The sequence below is a fragment of the Flavobacterium piscis genome (genome assembly GCF_031457575.1).
Lineage (GTDB): Bacteria > Bacteroidota > Bacteroidia > Flavobacteriales > Flavobacteriaceae > Flavobacterium > Flavobacterium piscis_A.
Genome location: NZ_JAVDWQ010000002.1, coordinates 144948 through 164145 on the forward strand (window position 1 = coordinate 144948; position 19198 = coordinate 164145).

The window sequence follows — 19198 nt, forward strand, 5'->3', positions numbered from 1 at the left end:
TTTGTTTAGAATTGGCATGATGCCTAAAATTATAGCACTAGATAATAGCCTTTACTGAAGTTGAATGCTTTGGCTTTGCGTGGCAGGATTTGGTGCAAAGAGATTAGTTGTGAAAAATTTAATTTGTATTTTTGTGGTTGACAAATAAGCTTTCAAGCTTGCACATAAAATATACGCATTGCTTATATCTAAGGCTACCTTACAATAAAAAAACTTGAACTCTGAAAAAATTAATTCAGAATCTCTATCTTTGTAGTCTGATTTACTAATTAACATATTATCTGTGTCTTTCTCAAAAAGACAAGCTCGACAAAACGAGCTATTAATGCATAGAATCTTCTAATTCTTTAATGCACAGATAATCGTATCCAGTTATTTTATCCAATCTTAAACAAAAACAATTGATTACAAATCGATTGCTTCATCACTTTGCATTGTGTCCAATATGTGATGATAATACAATGATTAAAAATGAATAGTAAACAGTTAATAAGCAGAAATATAGAAGTTTTTTATAATAATGCATCAGAAGAAACCAGACTTGATAAAGGAATGGGCATATTTGAATTTGAAAGAATTAAATCACTCATAGAAAAATATATTCCATCTTCGCATTCAATAATAATAGATGTTGGTGGTGGTACAGGAAAGTATTCAGAATGGCTTGCAGAAAAAGGACATCAAGTTCATTTAATAGAACCAGTACCAAAACATATTAAATTAGCCCAAAATAGAGCGAATAAATTAAAAAATAAATTTTCCGTACAATTGGGCGAATCTCGAAAATTAGATTTTAAAAATAATTTTGCCGACTTAATAATACTTCACGGACCACTTTATCACCTTCAAAAAAAAGAAGACAGAGATTTAACCATTTGTGAAGCTAAAAGAGTTCTAAATAATAACGGAATTATATTAGCTTTTGCCATTAATTATACTGCATCAACTTTGGTCGGTCTTTTAAATGGTCTAATTCATAAAAATTCATTCTTTGAAATGTGCAGAGAAGAATTAACATCAGGAATACACAATCCACCTGATGATTTCCCTTGGCTTTTAGCAGAAGCATATTATCATAAACCTGAACAACTAAAAGACGAGTTTATAAATCAGGAATTAACCCATATTAATACTTATGCAGTTGAGGGAATGGCTTGGTTGGATAAAGAATACTTTGCAAATATGATGAATGACAAAAAGAAAAAAACATTATTAGAACTTATTAAAATCACAGAAAATGACAGTTATCTTTTACCTTTTAGCCCACATATGATGATAGCTGTTCAAAAAAATAACCTATGAAAATTAAAGAAGTATATTATAAAGCATTAATCGAAAATAATGGTCAACTAAATGAAATTGACCTTGGTGAAAAATTTGGACTTAATGAAGAAGAAACAAGAGAAATAATTGTACAGCTTCTATCTGAACATAAAATCGAATATGTCGAATATAGGTCTTGCAATTACAGATTGAACAAACTCAATAAAAGAAAAAAATAACTGTAGCTAACACCTAAATAATTACTTGTTTTAATGCTAAACAAAGGGAATTACTGTTTTGCTACATCTGATTTTTCTTCAGAAAACACTCGTACAACTTATTATTAAAGATCAATTCAAAACTAAACCCTCTTAATAATCAGAGGGTTTATTGTTTATACAAGATTTGTAACATCCTTCCAACCTCAATATCCATTCTCGAAAAGGCAAACCATTTCTTGCCCAGGTCTTTGAGTGATGCTCCGATATGGTAAAGCTCCGTATCGTCAATTATCATAAAGCGGTCGTGAGCATTTGAAAATAATTCAACTTCAATGCGAGGATATTGGCTGTTGTACCGTTGCATATCCAACCGTAATTGATTGCTTATGCTTTTGGTATAAATTGTTGCGGTTACATTGTCGCTTCGCTTGCCCAATAAGGTTAATACCGTGTCATCCACATAATTATCCAGCAGGATGATGGAGCTTTGAGCACTTCGGATAATATCGGACACAAAGGCATAGGCATCAAAAATCTGCCCATTGTAGAAAATCCCTTTTTCGCTGTGGAGCTTATCGCTTTCCAAAGCCTTAAAAATCTCTTCAAATTTTTGGTCGGATTCGGATTGCTTCAGTTCAATGTTATCCAAACGATAAAATAGGGAGGCATTGCTGATAAGCACTCTTCGCATTTCCACAAAGGCTTCCATAATTTCAACACTGACTTTAACGGCTATATCAGAACGAAGTATAGCAGAAGCCATTGCGACCCCTTGTTCCGTAAAAACATAGGGTAAATAACGTCTTCCGCCGTAGCTTAAACTTGAGGTTCCAATTTGGAACCTCAAGTTTTCAACGTCCTCTTCGGTCAGTTGAAAGCAGAAAGAAGCAGGAAACCTTTCAATATTTCTTTTTACGGCTTTGTTGAGGTTCTTTGTTTCCACCTGATATAAGGAAGCGAGGTCGCTATCCAGCATCACTTGCTTTCCACGTATGGAATAAATCAGATTTCTGATTTCCATTGTGCTAATGGTAGGCTTATTTTCCATTACTTTTTGTAGATTTTATTTTTATCAAACTCAAAGGAAGTTTCGGCTTTGTCATTCAATACGATATACGCATCGAATTTTTTACCTGCCTTGCTTTTCATTCCCTTGATAAGGGAAGTTTTGCCTTTATTGACAAGGTTTTCAATATCGGCAATGCCGATTTGTACGCCACACACGTTGCGGAACTGCACCCAACTGCAAACTTCGTCAGGACATTTGACAATCTTATCCCGGATAACGAGCTGTTGGCTTTTACATTTCGGGCAAATGAGTTGTGGCAGGTTATTTTGAGCAATGGAAGTCTGCAACAATTCAGTGGTAATAGATGAGGCATAAATTTCCATTTCTTTTTGAAATGCCGTTGCATCCGTTTCGTTGTTCTCGATTTTCTGCAATGCGAGTTCCCACTGGGCTGTCATTGCCACATCTGCTATTTTTTGGTCTTTAACCAATTCATATACCTGCAGTCCTTTTTCTGTTGGTATCAAGGATTTATTATCCCTTTGGATATATTTACGGGTAAACAACGTTTCAATTATCGCAGCTCTTGTCGCCGGGGTTCCGATACCAATATTTTGCAAGACTTTGCGTTCGTCTGCATTTTCAATTTCTTTTCCGGCACTTTCCATAGCCGACAAAAGGCCTGCTTCGGTATAAAGTACAGGCGGTTTGGTTTTCTTCTCCAAAACGCAAGCTTCTTTTATTTTAAGATCATCTCCTTTTTTCAACTGGGGCAAATCCTGTACCGGTTCTGTATCATCATCGGAGAAACTGCCTTTAATGGAACGCCAGCCCGCTTCTATAATCTTACAGCCTTTTGCGGTAAAATCATAATGCAATACCTGTAAACCGACATCCGTTAACTCTTTGACGCAGGCCCCGGAAATGGCTTCGAGTAATCGAAAGGCAATCATATCATAAACCGCATTTTCCTTTGCATTAAGCGCTGATGGGATTTTATCAGTAATTAATAATCCATGATGGTCCGTAACACGCAAATCGTTCACGATACGTTTATTAAAACGACCCCATTTCACTTGAGATAGGGTTTGTTTAATGTTTTCTCTGTTTTGTAAAGCTCTTACAAGAATGGGAATTTCTGCCCACATATTTTCAGGAATGTATTTGCTTCCTGTACGTGGGTATGTAATAAACTTTTTTTCGTAAAGACTTTGGGAAATGTTGAGGGTTTCTTCAGCAGAAAGGTTCAATTTTTTGTTAGCTTCTTTCTGCAAGCCAGTAAGATCGAACAATAAAGGCGGTTGTTCAGTAACGCTTTTGGTTTCTACCGATGTAACTACTGCCGTTTCGCTGCGCTGAATGGCTTTAAGCGTATCGCCGCTAAGTTTTTTGTCTTCCCATTTGATTTTTGAGGTACTTTTAAAATCTATAAGCTCTTTGTTATGTGACAATTGTACCTGCCAATAATTTTTTACAGGGAAACTTCTGTTATCCAAATAGCGTTTGCATATTAAAGCCAGTGTAGGTGTCTGCACTCTTCCGAGTGAATAAACCCCATTGGCTGCTGCTATCGAGAGTGCTTGTGTAGCATTTATACCTACTAGCCAGTCGGCGCGGCTTCTGCCTTGCGCGGCCTGATATAATCCGTCAAATGCTGTCCCACCTTTGAGATTGTCAAAACCTTGTTTAATGGCTTTTTCAGTAAGCGAGCTAATCCAAAGCCGTTCAAAGGGTTTGTTGCATTTCAGGTATTCGTAAATGTACCTGAAAATGAGTTCGCCTTCACGTCCCGCATCGGTGGCTACGATAATGCATTTGCTTTTGTTGAAGAGCTGTTCAATGATTTTCAGTTGCTTTAATGCACTTGTATCTGCAGAGTAGCCTTTATCTTTTTTGACCTTTCGGACAGTCAGTAAAAAAGGGTTTGGGAGTATAGGCAGTGACGCTTTGTCAAATCCCGTGATCCCGTAATCTTCGGGCATGCCCAATCCAATGAGATGGCCTAGTGCCCAAGTAACAAAATAGCCGTTACCTGTCAGGTAACCGTCCTTTTTCTCGGATGCGCCCAATAAGCCGGCTATTTCCCTTGCTACGCTTGGTTTTTCTGCAATTATAGTTTTCATACATCTTACATTTTACGTCCTTTGGATTTGGCAGGTGCGTCAGGTTCTTCCTGTTGTTCCTGCTGCTTTCTGTTGTTGGGATTTGTTTGACCGGATTTCAAGGGCTCCTTGATATTCTTGGTTGCCTCATTGGTTTTGCCTTCTGAATTGACCGCCGTCTGCGTTTTATGTGCTTCAGTAGGTTTTGCCTGTTCCTTAATCTTGTCCGGATTTTGGAAAGAGAAATCCGTTTTATTGGTTTGCTTGTTGAAAGTGATATAACCATTATATTCCTTTCCCTTCTTATCAACCAAGCCACTTACATAAACCGTCTGCCCATCTTTGAACTTTTGGTATTGCTCTTTATCCAGCTCTTTGTCCCTGAAAGTTTTCGGAACTTCCTGCGATTGGTTTTGCTGATTGTCCTGTGTTTGTTTGTTGGTGTTGCTCCTGTCGAACTGGAACTCTACAAAACGCTTGTCGGCATTGAATTGTACGGTTGCATCGAACTGAGTTCCTTTCTTGGAAGTCATTCCTTCTAAATAAAGTGGCTTGCCCTCCATTAAGGTTTGCTTCTGCTCATCATTAAGTTTTACACCTTTGAGCTCATCAGGGATTTTTATAAACTCAGTACGTAATGCCACCAGTTCATTGGTAAGTCTGTCCACACTTATAATGGAAGGAATGGTCTCGTTTGGATTTTTTATATTGACAAGATTAACAACACGCCCCATATTTCCTGTTTCTAGCAGGTTGTTCTTGTCTGCCTGACTGAAGCTATGCCCAAAAAACTCAAAGTTCAGGTTGGGCTCTTTTCGAATTCCGTGAATGGCAACTACTACCTGTCCGTCGTCATTCGATTGCAGCGATAATCGGGCGTCCATTCTCGTAACGGCGGTTCCCAGGTTTAGGCTTACAGGTATAAGCTCATTTGTCTTGTAACCTTTAAGTAGCGGATCGAGCAAGTTCATTTTTTCAAGTTTCTCTTTACTTAATCCCAAGTTGTTCATGGTTTCCCAATCAATCTGTTCCGGTTTGTATTTATACTCACTTGTGTCCGGTGTGCTCTGCGTTGTTTCCATATTATTTTTATTTTCTTGTTTATGATTCTCTTGTGGTGTCTTCACTTCGTGCTGCTTCATCAACTTATCACCTTCAGGATTTGGTTGATCTACCTGTTTTTGCATTTCTTTTGCCAACTTAATACTTAGTGGTGCAGGAATTTTAAAGAAGGAAAAATTGGTGGGGTTCTTAAGCTGGCTGAAAAAATTGGAAAAGAAGTTGGAAAATAAATCCCCTTGCTTATCGACACGCATGAATTGGTTCTGGTTTTTCTTTGAAGGTTCAATGGTTTCCAGTTTTCCATTTTCATCAATGCCCTTTACTGCCATAATTTTCATTTTCTCTTTATCCAGCACCAATAATATCTCCGATATTTGTTCGGGAGACTCTGCTTTTTCTGAAATTTGTTCACTCATAGTTTAAAATTTTTAAATTTAATACCGAAAGTAAAAGAGGTCTTTGCTATCTGGTGTTAACTGGCATCCGATGGCCTTATTTGTCACTTGCTGGCTTTCTTTTAGGCACCGGGGCCGTAAAGCTTTCCCTGACCAATTGATGTATATCTGAGAGCTTATAATAAATTTTTCCGCTGATTGTATAATATGGTAGCTTGCCTGACGAGCGGTATCTTTGCAATGATCGTGCACTTATCTTGAGCATCTGAAGGACATCCTGACTGTCCAGTAACTCTTCTCCATCAACAGCAGTACGCTGATTCTTACTTGTGTTTACCACATCCATAAGGATGTCGAATCTCTCCATGATTCGGTCCATCCACGCCGTGAATTCCATTCTATCGATATTCATAACCGCTACTTTTGGTTTAACACCACAAAATTGACACATGAAAAAATTATTTTCTGCCAAGTCTTGCCCATTGGCAAGGAAGATTTTTTTAGCAAATCGTTCTATAAAATGGTGGGATATCGAAGTCTGGGATTGAGCGTTCATTACGATAAGTAAGGGTTTTGCCTTTTGCCAATGGGCAGACATGGGCTATAAAAAAGCAGTGCTGTGGGCACTGCTTTAAGTAACAGGGGCTGATATAAAACCTACAGCTCCTTATCCATATACTGCTCAAGGGAAGATTTGAGCTGGTCCAGGAATAAGGTACGATTGGAGGCCCTATCTTTCATGCGATGAAATGAATGATGAATATCTCCAAGCGGTACACGAAAAAGTATTTGAAATACAAGAGTAATTTTGCGAATACCAATTTTTCCATGAGATATTACTCCCGAAGCGTAGAGCGCATAAATGAGTTCGATGAGTGCATTTTTAGAGTCGGTCCAAAAAATATCTTTAGTTGACTCATGATTATTCAGCACAGAACCTGAATGTTCCTCAGGATTTATCTTCGTTATCAGATAGGTATAAATTAATTCGTTGGCCATAATCCTGGCAACTTTAGAATCGTAGTATGTAGAAAACTGGTGGTCGATTTCAAAAACGTAACTGTTGAGTCCGTCCCTGTAATTAATTTTTCCTCTCAAAAAATATTCCTCATCTCGGTCTATTCTCCCTGATCTGTAATAGCGATAAAAGTGACAGCCGCAGACATCTTCTTTAAACTCCTGTTTAAGTGACTGAAGCTGGTTCATGAAAAATTTCTGGTACATCTTGCCGTTCTTTACCGGACAGATGGTTTCAATTCTGAATACTTTATTATAATACATCAGTTGTCCTAAAATATAGGGCTTAATGTCACGGAAAAATTGTATCTCGTCGGCTTCATTTGCGAAGCCCTCTTTTAAGATTTGTTCTCTGGTTGTATGCAGCATCTCATTCAAATACAGTGTCATTTGATAAGCCTCATCAATCAGATGGGAGGTTTCCCGCGAAATTTGATCTTCCTTACTATGGATTTCGGAAATAATTGTACTCAATGGTTTCATAGCTCATATGGTTTTAATGTAATACCTTTCAAAAAAACTTATGGACTATATAAACATTACTGTGCTTACTGTACAAATCATGCTATACGATTAAGATGGGGCTATTCACAAGCAAAACCAATTATGAAAAGATATTACGGTTCAGTAGATTTACAGTTGGATTAAAAGAACGGATTAAAATTTTAGATGTAAGCGGTATTGGGTCGGCGTTAATTTGGTATGTTTTTTAAAAAAATGGCTGAAAGATTGGGGATTTCTAAAATTTAAGTGCTCACCGATCTGGGTAATGGTAAGGTTAACATCTGCCAGTAGTGTGTACGCTTCAGATATAATTGCCATTTCAATATAATGTTTGGCAGACATTCCGATAGCATTCCGTACAGCCTTACCCAAGTGCCCCTTGCTGACAAATAAAGCGTCCGCATAAAAGCTTACATCATGGCGTAGTCTGCAATGCTGCTGCACAAGTGCCAGAAAGCGCGTACTAATTTTTTCAGTGCGGCAGTAAACATCAATTATATTTTCACCATGCTTGTAGCATATCCCGCTGAATTCATAAAGGATAAGATTGAAATAAAGCAGTACCATTTCTTCCTGAAAAATACTGTCCCTGCTACTAATTTTTTTCTTAAGAAATCCAACAACCTCTATCAGATAAATTATTTCAGCCTGTGTAAGCGAAATTACAAAAGGTGAATGGCTGGTAAGAATCTCTATGTAACCGATACCGGATTTTGAGAACCTGTTGGTAATGGCAAAATCCTTTTTACAAGAGATAAAGCTGACCTTTAGCGACGGTGTCTGTTTAATGACTTCAGCCGTACTGGGAACTGCGTACATATCTCCTTGGGAAAGACGGACCGTTGATGGACCATCCATAAAATATATTGTGCCGGATACTATCACAAGGAGAGAAAACCAGTCTGGATTCATCAGGGTTTTGCGTGCCTTAAAAGATTTAAAATCTATAAGATGATAGACTTTTAATTCCTTTTGCCAGCGTCTATTTTTTAAGGTGTCCAAAATGTTAGTGTTTTATATTAATAAAATGCCGCTCAAAGCGTTTCATCGCTTAGTCAGCTTTTAGTACAACATACGCACAGAGCAGTAAAAACAAATAGGATATTGCATAGTGCAGGAATTAGAAAAACATACACAAAGTCATGTGGATCGGAACTCTTAAGTCCCCCGTCAGCGAGATAACCCACCATTTCATCATAGCTCAGAAGATCTATGATGAAATAAAGGCTACCTACATTCAATGTTATGAGCAGAAATCCTGAAGCTATAGCAACAGTTCGCTCATAACGTTCCAGCAGAACAATAATCCAGTTCACAGAGTAGGGTCGTTGCTTTGATATATCTCGACGGTTAATGCCATTTTTAGCCCCAGAATCAGGTTTTGCTCTGCACCGCTAACCGTCGCAGCTATACTGGTAACGTTGGTCTCCCAGTCTTTGTCTTTTCTTTTCTTCTCATAGGCTGTATATCGGGCAACTGAAGTAGCAGTTAGGATTATACGTTTGTCCTCATCAGAGAATCCAGTATTGGCAAGAACGCCTGCCTCATAGGAAACAATAACCGAATGGATATCATCATATGGATCATTAGCAACTAAAGGGAGGTTATTTACAAATGTTATAAAGTTTGCCTTGGCACTTACTCCCATTGTACATGCTGTCAGCACATCGGTAATAGCATTTTCGTTATTTACTATCCATGTGATTTCTGACAGTCTTCCGGACAAATTATAATCGCTGGATAATGGCATCAGCTCAGGGTGGGCATCTGAAACCGAATCAATTAAAATAGCTATCTCTTCAATAGACTGGGAGTTAAAGTCGGTATCGCCGATAATCTCTAGGATTTCATTATGCATACTTCCTGCGGTATCGAAGGGATTCGCTGGATTACCAGGTCCAATGCCTGATTTTTTTGCACTTTCATTTCGATACGCAATTTCCGTAGTCTTACCTGTAAAATCATCTATATAATCATCTGAACAGGCAACAGTGAATAATGGCAGGATTGCCAACAATACTTTTAAATTTTTCATGTGTACTAGTGTTAAATGTGACTGATTACTTTTTTTCGTCAGTTCATTTTTCACCTCGAGGGAAAGCAGAACGGTGCTGGTTTTAAGCCAGACTTTGCTTTTGAATTCAGAGCAAAACTATTTGCTAAATGCAACATTGACAAATGGTTGTCTGGACATTTACAGTATTTTTACTATCGTTTTTCAGAAAATCGACACAGCTTTTTTGTGTTCGCTTTGTAGGTTTTTCCTGTTTTTATAGTATATTTGATATATTCATCACTATTTCGTTTGCCCCAACTCTCACTATCATACTTATTGTATTAAATGGGGGTTCCTACCAATGAAAATAGCTTAAATCTAATCTATGATTGTAAGATATTTCCTTGCAATATCTTTATGCTTTAGTTATTGTATACACGCACAAAAGCATATGATTCAAATTCCTGATTCGTTAAAGAGTAAGGATTTCGACTATATATTTGATCGTATCGAAGATGATAGTATAAGTGATGGTGCTAGATCAGTATACCTGATCTCATTTCTAATAAAGGCCAAGTCGGAGGAAAACTGGGAGGAACTTTCCAATGGCTATAAGAACTATATCTACTATGCCCCAGACCAGTCAAAACTTATCTACGCCGATAGTATGGTTTGGGCAGCTAAAAAATCAAACAACGATGAAATTATAGGATCAGCATACCTGTCAAAAGGCGTTGCTTACTATAGTCAAAAACGTCTCAAAGAGGCAATGGATATTTACTTAGTCGCCGACTACTACATTAAAAAAACAAATGATCCATACCTCATTCACAAAACCAAATATCAAATTGGGCAGATAAAACTTTATTTGGGATATTATAACGAAGCGATCGCACTTTTTAAAGAGTGCATCAGCTACTTTAAAGATTCCAATGTCAGGGCATACTTAAACTCTCTGCATGCATTGGGAGTCTGCTATAAAATGGTTGGCAATCATGGGCTTTGTACTGCTACAAATGAAATAGGTATAAGTGAAGGAATCAAAACCGGAAACCTCGACATGCAGTCCTACTTCATATTTTCAGAAGGAGTCAACCAATGCCTGATCCGCAATTATGCCATAGGCATTGAAAAGCTGCAAGATGCATTGCCAGACATTCTGGACAATAAGGACTTTTCCAATGAAATGGTGGGATACTTTTATATTGGAAAATGTTACTGGGGATTAAACAATAAGGAAAAGGCTCTGAGATACTTTAAAAAAGTTGACCAAATCTATATGAAACGGGATTTTATGCGTCCTGACCTGAGGGAAGCATATGAGTTTATGATTACTTATTACAAGGACAAAAATATGATCAAGTTGCAGTTACATTATGTTGAGAAATTACTCGAAATAGATAAGAAACTGCATCATACCTATACCTATCTTCAAGGAAAAATCCGTAAGGAATATGAAACTAAAGAGTTGCTGGCTGTTCAGCGTACGCTTAAGGGAAGGCTGGATCGGCAGAGCTATAAGAATCAGATATTGTTTTCTATCATTGGAGTAATGTTCATTGTCATAGTATACGGGATAGTTAATTATTTTAAAAATAAGAAGGAGGCTAGGATTAAGTATGAAGAATTGTTGCAAAAAATTGAAAACTCAGAAAAGAGTAAAGACAATAAGATAGATGAGCACGATTTTTCAATGAGCAAAGATGCCGAAGACGCAGTTTTAAACAGTTTGAAGAAATTTGAAAATAGTAAAAAGTTCCTTGAAAAGGATCTGAATCTAACTAAGCTGGCAAGCTACTTCAAGACCAACACTAAATATTTATCACTGATAATTGCCCGTCACAGAAATAAAAAATTCAATGAGTATATTAATAGCCTTAAGGTCGACAATATCGCCAAGAGGATTCGTAAGGAAAAAAATCTGCAGAATTATACCCATGAAGCGCTCGCTGATGAAGCGGGATTCAGCAGTACGCGAAGGTTTGTAAAGGCCTTTGTAGCCGATACTGGCATTTCTCTTGCGTACTTTATTAAAGAATTGAAAAAGGGAGATTTTCAAGACTAGCATTTTACGATTGTAATATGTAATTATCAGGGATACTTTTTCTAAAAATGAACCAACTATTTTATCAAGAGTATCCACCGCGTAGAAATACCTGTTTTTTCATCTTACGTCAAATACATGATTTTTATTTGTACTATTGTATTAGTAATCAATAACTTAATATTTTTTATTATGACAAAAACATTACTTTCAATCTATCTCCCCTTACTCTGCCTGCTTAGTTCCTGTGCTGGCATAACTCACAATGAGGTCACAGACGAATCCAAGAATAAGGGTTTCAGGTATTACAACAGCTCGCCATACCTTTTGGCCTATTCGAATGGCAAAGGCGGCGTTACCACGCAAATCATATTCCTTGCAGATCCCCAAAAAAAAATGTCGGCGGCTCCTTATAATTTTCTTGCAAGTATTCAGGCAACCATGGAATTTGAAAAAGGGATCTACAAAAATGGAAAAACAACAGCCGACGGAACAGTCGTTTTGTCTTCCATAGCTAAAGCTGTGGAAACTGTCGCCCCCCTGATCCTTGCGGCCCTTAATGCTCCGGAATTGACTGAAAGGGAGGTGCCTGCACCTTATCTGTACAAGATTGTGATTGATGGTGACAAGGTGAATTTTATAGGAGGACAGGGTGACATATCTGTCAAGGTTAATATTTTAAAACAGAAAGAAAATGCAAAATAAGCTGTTTTATTTCATCCTTGTGCTGATAGCATCAGGATGCACAATAGTGAGGGTAACAAAGGTAAAAGAAGCAAATAAGAACACCGTAAAAGGTATTCGCTATGCCCTAGGCAAGCCGTTCATCAAAGCCACTCCGTCCAGTAATGGAGATGGGACTTACACTGTTGAAGTGGTATACCTGCCTGATGAGGATCAAATTTATGCTGTGGATGCAAGGACCTATTTTGCCAAGAGCGAAATGGAGATTGCTGTCGATGAGAGCGGCATATTAAAAAAGATCGACTGGAAGGGAACAAGCGATGCTACGGCATCCGAGGTTGCAAAAGCGGCCGGAAATATAGCAAAAGCTGATCTGGAAAACACCAAGAAGGAAAATGATGAGAAGGAGAAAGAATATAAGGACAAAAAAAAGGCGGCAGAAGAGGCTGTAAAAGCCCTGCAGACATCATTAGACCAGAAGAATATAGACAAGGCAGTTGCTGAAAATGATAAAGTGCTGCTTGGTCCGCCATCCAATGATGCCACCAAAGAAAAAATCCGGCTTCTTGACAGTTTAATTTTCAAGCTTGATGCAGAAATCAAGGCCCTTGAGAATAAGATTAAAATAGCCACAGCAACTGCCAGCAGTTTTAATAATCCGGAATCCAAGAAGGAGATGAATGCCTATGGTCCTGTCCTTTATCGCATAACCGAAACATCAGGAAGAAATCCGACACTCAAACTGGAAGCGGTTAGCACTTTAACCGACATAAAGCAGCTTCAGTTTGCTACAGTTTCAAAGGCAGAGCAGCCTGCGGCTTCTGCAGCTTCGGTTCCTGTTCCCAAACAATCGGTTTACGGTCCTGTTGACTACGCTGTTGATGGTACGGCCTCTATTGTTGTGGAATTTAAAGACCCGATAACGAAAATAAACGAAACCATATCTGCAGTATCACCTGCACAGTACAGTTTTTCCAAGATAGCAGTTTCAAGTGCTGACAATAAAAGCTATACTTTGAAATTTAATAAAACTGATTTTCCGGCAGGAGAGTATATACTGACACTGAGCTACAGCTATAGGGATGAGGCTGGGGAACTGCAGGATGCCACGAAAAGCCTTAATGTTAAATTAAAGTAATAATGCTAAATCTTACCTGCTATCTAGGAGCCGTGCGGACATCTTGCATCCCGGATTTTCCGCTGCTCCTAAACAGCTTTACCATACCGCAGCATTTTTCAAGAGGTTCCATGGATGACATGGGAGTGCCAGGTATCAATCTTCTCATGGATCAGCTATCGCGGATAAATACAAGTATCATTGGACCAAATGCTAAGACTGATACTTTTCACCTGCAGGAAGCATTGCGCAGGCTAACCCGCAATGATGTTTTCAATCGCAACATCGATAGTATCGGACTGCTGTTTGCTGACCGGTTCTACGGTCATGCAGGGGTTTTTGGGTATATGTTTGATCAGGGTTTCGATCCGGAAGGGATTGAAAGAGTGGATCAGGTCTTCCACATGCTGCCCAGGGAAGGGTGCGTGGTATTTCTAGATGAAATTAGGGATCACCGTAATTCGGGTGATTACGCCAATGAGGTAATGTTCACGGCCATCCATGAACTGGGGCACGTCTTTAACCTGTGGCACATAGAGGATAAGTTGAATTTTATGAAAACCAGCTCACCTGACAGGTCTGCATACGGTAGTGAGGCACAACTATTTACAAGAAATCACCGACTGCGGTTACACAATGCCACAGATCCGTATGTCCGTCCGGGAGGAAAACCCTATTCTACATGGGGAATGGGCGGTCCTCCTGCAAATAATCCATTTAAGGAAACTCAAAAAGAGCAGTACCTAAAACTCGAGATTGAAATTCTTCAAAATGAATTCTGGTATTTTGAGCCAATTGAAATGGATATACGATTGTCAGCTATCGTTAAGGGAAAAGTTTTTGAAGTCCCTGATGAGCTTGATCCCGGATATGAGCGCTTCTGCATTTATATTACCCGTCCCGATGGTACGGTAACCAAGTACAAGTCAACGAAGCATTTTTGTCATAATAACGGCACTCTGAAAATTTCTTCGGGGGAAGGTTTTCAGCGCGATATCAGCATATTTGGACAGTCCGGGGGCTATACCTTTGAAGGCGACGGGCTTTATAGCGTAGAGTGCTTTTTTAAACCGTACCAGACGTGGATAAGATCTAATACGATAGAAGTAAACGTGAAGTCTCCCCTTCCCAGAAGCCAATCTTATAGTAAGATCAAAAATCTTTTTTCCAACTCCCAGACAGCAAAACTGCTGTACTACCGCAGCGGTTATTATTCTCAGGAAATTATCCGCGAATTGACACAGCAGAGCAAGAAAAAGAGAGGCGGCCATCTGACAGCCAATTTGTCCTATGCACTGGCGTGTTATATCTCCAAGTATGAGACGGCAGGAAACAGCAGTAAGAAACTTGCGGCATTGCTTGTCAACAATGCACTGGATTCAGGAAATTTAAGTTTAAATAGAACGAAGAACCTTCTAAAGCTAAACGAACGCATGGAGCTAAGATGATAGAGCAGGAAATCATCCCAAGGTCCTGACGTAGGATTTTCTACGAGAAGGACGATTTGCCCTGGAGTGCAAAAATTCCAAATTAAGATTTTCTTCTTTTTCCGTTTTAAAAAATGCCTCCATATCCGAAAATTCTAACTCATAAAGATCTTTCTTAAAGATTAATAATGAATATTTCATAAAGTAATTACTTTTAAATTTCTATGCAAGGCTTATAAGGAACCAGATTTCCTGACCTAACTTTTTGAGCTGGATTTTCTAAAATTTTCACCTCAGGCTCAGAAGTACCTGTTCCATATACCCGATAAAATAAGTATTTTTCATTTTTGCTTAACATAAATTTCCATTCTTGCTCCGAAAGATAAACCAAATCTTTGGTTAAAGACGGCGTTCCTTTTACTTCAATAAATAATTGATCTCCTTCATTATCTACCATAAAATCATATGGCATGTAGCTTTCTGTTTCTTCATTCATCCAATTTATCTTTGCTTCAGGATAATTTTGCTTTAATAGTCCATTGACAAATTCTTCCGCCCATCGCCCATGACCTTTCCGTAAGCCTTCATCTCCCATCTCCTTGTATACAACTTCTGTTTCTGTTTGTATTTCGTCTGTCTCTGGATCGCGATCACTATTTGATTCTTTAAAAGTAATTTTCGAATAGTCAAAATCAGTGGCAACCCAATTTGGTACATACATGGCGGTATTATGCTGTTCTTCATCTACGAAATCATCTGTGACCGTTACCAGACTATTAACTTTAATCGATTCTATTTCAGGCGTTAAAATTTGTTGTTTATTAAATTTTCTGATGCTTTTTATGGTAGAAATATTTATATCGTTTTCCTTTAGCCAACTTTCAATCTCAGCAAAATCAGGTTCCAGCAAAAGAAATCGAAATTCCTCGTTTGTCCCTGGAAATATTAAATATTTTTTTAATTCATCTAAAAGTTCTAATAAGATCCTTTCACTATTCCATTTCCCTTGAAAGTTAATTTTGTCAGGTTCGCGAAAAACTTTAACTAGAGGCCCTTTAATATATTCCTCACCATTTTTAAATGATAAATAAATAGTGCTTGCCGTACCGAAAGACATATTGTCCAAAAGCGAATAGAGCCTATCAAATTCATCAGATTCTTCAAGGCTTTTCTTTTGAGAGATTAAAGCCAGGTAAGGTAGAATTTTTTCGAATCTGTCTTTCAAAGTATCGTCATCTCTCAGATTTTCATATTGAGGTATAAATTCACGAACAGTCAGTACTCCGAACAAATCCAATAATGAACCAAGATCTTCTTTATCACAATTGCTTGGAATTAAAAGTATCTTCAAAACTGAAACTTTAGAAAATCCCTCTTTCGTTATTCTCTTAAGTTCCGAAGTGGGTTCGTAAGTATCTCCTATTGTCAGAAGTCGTGCTTTTTCTCCCCATTTTTTAATTTTACTTCTTTCATCACTTGCTAAATTGGGTAAGAGCATGCATAGTTTACTATATACTCTGCCAATATTTTTAATATCTTTCTTTGTCGGGCTTTGACTTTTGATTGCAATTTTATCAAGTATTGTTAGATAATCTTCAACTTCCAGCTTTTTTTTAAAATTAAAATACACACTCCAATCTGCTGTAATATTATCATCATATTCCAACACGGGGAAATATTCTCCGGCAATATCACGTATCTCTTTAATGCTTATGTAAACATCTTCAGATTTTTCTAAGGTTCCCAATGATGTTGGTATACAAGCATTATTCGCTACGAAATAATGGAAATAATTTTTTACCGGTACCTGATACCTGTTTTTTCCATTACCTGTACCATAATAAAATACAGCATCAACTGCAAGTTCGCGAGCTAAACTTGAATCGTCCAACATGTGCTTCCAGAATATTTTGCTGTAATCATAATTACTTGCAGTTGCATGTAAGAAGGAAGGAATTTTAACCCCATATATAAGATTTGAGCTTGCAAATCCAAATCCTCCTTTACGCTCAGCCAATTGTCTTCCTATGTCTTTAGTTTCATTTACCCAGTTAGCACTAGAAATTACCTCAATACTTGATAATGTACAATTTGATGTTATTGTTTCAATCTCTATGCTGTCTTTTACACTAAGTGCCTTAAAAAAAAGATACATGTCAGTTATCGAAATTCCTATCTGCAAATATTGTTCTGAAACAAAAGTCAAGGACACAATATCTTCTAAATTTACTTTTGGATTGTAATTTTTTGAAAGATAACACTTTTGTGCCTGTTCAAACGATAGTTCATCTTCACCCGTTTTTAGCTTCAATATGCGCATGCGTGCCAACATCTCATCATCCAAGATTCCCTGTTTAAACATCTTGACTAAATAAACAGTTATACTTACATAGTTCGCAATGGTTATAAAGTTGTCATTACCTAGCTGTGGTAGAATAATGTTAGTGATGTAGGCACTTTCAGAAGGTGTTTGAGTACCCAATTTTAAAAACCAGTCATGTATTGATTTCTCCTGATTGATGAATTTGTAGATTTCGTTAGCGATCACTGGTACATCTCCCATTTCAAAACGATTAATTCCATCACCAGCAGGAAAACAAATACCGTCAGAGGGATTCCGTAAGATATTATCCTGATCAAATACAAATGGCAAACTTCGAAGTTCATCAAGTAAAACACCAGTTTGATCTTGATCGGATTTTTGCTTCAAAAATTTTATAAGCTCAAAATTATCCTTAATCTTATGGCTATCTAAAAATTGTCTCGATTTGAAGAACTCTGTGATATTTTCCAATGAAAATTCTGTTACCTCTAATTGTGATAATTTGCTTTTTAGCTCCATTTCTGGATGAAGAAAACAATTGTCCTTAAAAAGTATTTTTTTTTCGTTCTCAAGATATTTTATGATAATGTTTTTTTCTATAAAAGCCTGTTCAGATAAAGATGTTTTATCATAAAGTGTTTCATCTGGGCTAAGTATATCACCATTGTAAGAAGCTAGAAATCTTCCCTTTATAGCAGATGAATTGAAACCATCGTTAAAGGCATTTTTCAACTGATTTGTTCCTGTACTGAATTTATTACCGAGTAATTTTAAGAGCTGAAACTTATAGGATGTTGACGCCAATTCCTCAAGCCATGAAATGTTTAGATGAGCTATTGTTTCAAATAGCCAAATGTTCCAAGGATTATCCTGATGTATAGATTCTCGTGGAGAATTTGTTAGAAAGTTGCCATTTACCAGATATGGAAAATCATATTCTTTAACCTTGGTTGGAAGGAAGGTATATATTAATCTTTGATCTCTGGCAGGTGTGTCTATTTTATCGTCATTTAGTACAGCAGCAAAAGTAATTTCAGAATGTGTGGCAGATTTAAGCTTTTCAGGTACTTTATCATCATCTGCAAGTGCTAGAGACACCTTAGAAGGAACATCAATATCTGAAAAAGTACGAACTAGCCAATTGCTGAGCGTTTTGCCATTTTTAAGTAACGTTACTTTTTTTGACAATGTACTTTTTGTATCTACCGATTTTTCCAAAACAGTTACAGCATTTCCGTCGTATGAAATTATTATTTGATTTACACGTCGCAAAAAAAGAAGTATCTCACCTTCTCCTAATAATCCTTCTAATGAGGCCTTAAGGTCAAAAACACTTTCCATTTCAATCACTGTGATAACTGAGTGCTTTAGAGTAGAGATGACATCCTGAAGATTACGAGGTAATTCGTTTATTTCTGTCCATATAGGTATTGTCTGCCAAGGATAACCATCTTTTACAACTGCTTTATCGAATCTAAACTGATATCCGTCTGAAAAGATACTGACCCTGCGCGACCTTCCGAATACCGATTTAAACCCGATACCTTTATATCCTGTTGTTGCCTTTTTTGATGTTTTTGTACTTGCCCCGGCATCAGTAATGGAATCTATATCATCCTCTGAAAAAGAATCTCCATCATGAGAAACGATTAGTGCATTTTCGCGAAAATCGATATATACTGTGTTTTTATCAGAAGATGCAGAGTCGTCCGCATTCTGAATCAATTCGTAAAAAAAACGTTGGCTTTCAGAGTAAATGTCAGCTGATACTATATCAAGTAATTTTGTGATGCTTCTTGCTTGTGAATCATGTTTAAAATCCGAGCGCATTCCATGTAACTGTTCAATAAATTCTTTTTTACTCATAATAAGGAAAATGTGTTAATGCTAGATTGGTTAGGAAGTAAATTACGATCTCATTATAGAATAATCCATTTGTTTCCGAAAGCGTTAAATGTGAGGATGCACATAATTTAAAATTCAATAAAGATTTATCAGGTAAATAACTAATAAATTATAGCTCCGCGTATTGCT

14 protein-coding genes are annotated in these 19198 nt (G+C 37.4%); 6 read left to right on the forward strand and 8 right to left on the reverse strand.

Going from position 1 to position 19198, the window contains the following annotated elements:
* Positions 1-471: 471 nt before the first annotated feature.
* Together J2W48_RS03635 and J2W48_RS03640 are read left to right on the forward strand one after the other, a co-directional pair.
* Complete coding sequence (locus tag J2W48_RS03635; RefSeq protein WP_310278233.1) at positions 472-1302, forward strand: class I SAM-dependent methyltransferase; 831 nt, start codon at positions 472-474, stop codon at positions 1300-1302.
* A complete protein-coding gene (locus J2W48_RS03640) occupies positions 1299-1502 on the forward strand; it encodes a hypothetical protein (RefSeq protein ID WP_154339499.1) in 204 nt (67 codons plus the stop codon). Before J2W48_RS03635 ends, J2W48_RS03640 begins: the two co-directional genes overlap by 4 nt.
* 148 nt (positions 1503-1650) lie before the next feature.
* Here J2W48_RS03640 and J2W48_RS03645 read toward each other — a convergent pair whose 3' ends face one another.
* The 7 genes from J2W48_RS03645 to J2W48_RS03675 form a co-directional block, all read right to left on the reverse strand.
* A complete protein-coding gene (locus tag J2W48_RS03645; protein ID WP_310278241.1) occupies positions 1651-2532 on the reverse strand; it encodes an ORF6N domain-containing protein in 882 nt (293 codons plus the stop codon).
* The gene (locus tag J2W48_RS03650; RefSeq protein WP_310278244.1) at positions 2532-4616 is read right to left on the reverse strand and encodes a type IA DNA topoisomerase; all 2085 of its coding nucleotides are present in this window, start codon (positions 4614-4616) and stop codon (positions 2532-2534) included. Before J2W48_RS03650 ends, J2W48_RS03645 begins: the two co-directional genes overlap by 1 nt.
* Positions 4617-4621: 5 nt before the next feature.
* Positions 4622-6073 (reverse strand): DUF3945 domain-containing protein, encoded by a 1452-nt coding sequence (locus J2W48_RS03655; RefSeq protein WP_310278247.1) that lies wholly within the window; start codon positions 6071-6073, stop codon positions 4622-4624.
* Positions 6074-6149: 76 nt separating this feature from the next.
* Positions 6150-6464, reverse strand: coding sequence for a helix-turn-helix domain-containing protein (locus J2W48_RS03660; protein WP_026726936.1), 315 nt, complete (start codon positions 6462-6464; stop codon positions 6150-6152).
* Positions 6465-6709: 245 nt separating this feature from the next.
* Positions 6710-7552: an RteC domain-containing protein gene (locus J2W48_RS03665; RefSeq protein ID WP_154339503.1), complete on the reverse strand. Its 843-nt coding sequence runs from the start codon at positions 7550-7552 to the stop codon at positions 6710-6712.
* 174 nt (positions 7553-7726) lie between these two features.
* Positions 7727-8575 (reverse strand): helix-turn-helix domain-containing protein, encoded by an 849-nt coding sequence (locus J2W48_RS03670; RefSeq protein WP_310278252.1) that lies wholly within the window; start codon positions 8573-8575, stop codon positions 7727-7729.
* A gap of 310 nt (positions 8576-8885) precedes the next feature.
* On the reverse strand, positions 8886-9590 hold the full coding sequence (locus J2W48_RS03675; protein ID WP_310278255.1) for a hypothetical protein: 705 nt from the start codon (positions 9588-9590) through the stop codon (positions 8886-8888).
* 430 nt (positions 9591-10020) lie between these two features.
* Between J2W48_RS03675 and J2W48_RS03680 the strand changes: the two genes are divergently transcribed.
* From J2W48_RS03680 to J2W48_RS03695, 4 genes are all read left to right on the forward strand, one after another.
* Complete coding sequence (locus J2W48_RS03680; protein WP_310278258.1) at positions 10021-11634, forward strand: helix-turn-helix domain-containing protein; 1614 nt, start codon at positions 10021-10023, stop codon at positions 11632-11634.
* A 171-nt stretch (positions 11635-11805) separates the two neighbouring features.
* Positions 11806-12318: a hypothetical protein gene (locus tag J2W48_RS03685; protein ID WP_310278261.1), complete on the forward strand. Its 513-nt coding sequence runs from the start codon at positions 11806-11808 to the stop codon at positions 12316-12318.
* Positions 12308-13435: a hypothetical protein gene (locus J2W48_RS03690; RefSeq protein WP_310278264.1), complete on the forward strand. Its 1128-nt coding sequence runs from the start codon at positions 12308-12310 to the stop codon at positions 13433-13435. Before J2W48_RS03685 ends, J2W48_RS03690 begins: the two co-directional genes overlap by 11 nt.
* A gap of 110 nt (positions 13436-13545) precedes the next feature.
* Positions 13546-14862, forward strand: a complete 1317-nt coding sequence (locus J2W48_RS03695) for a hypothetical protein (protein ID WP_310278267.1) — start codon at positions 13546-13548, stop codon at positions 14860-14862.
* A gap of 193 nt (positions 14863-15055) precedes the next feature.
* Here J2W48_RS03695 and J2W48_RS03700 read toward each other — a convergent pair whose 3' ends face one another.
* Complete coding sequence (locus J2W48_RS03700) at positions 15056-19030, reverse strand: protein NO VEIN domain-containing protein (protein WP_310278270.1); 3975 nt, start codon at positions 19028-19030, stop codon at positions 15056-15058.
* Positions 19031-19198 lie beyond the last annotated feature (168 nt).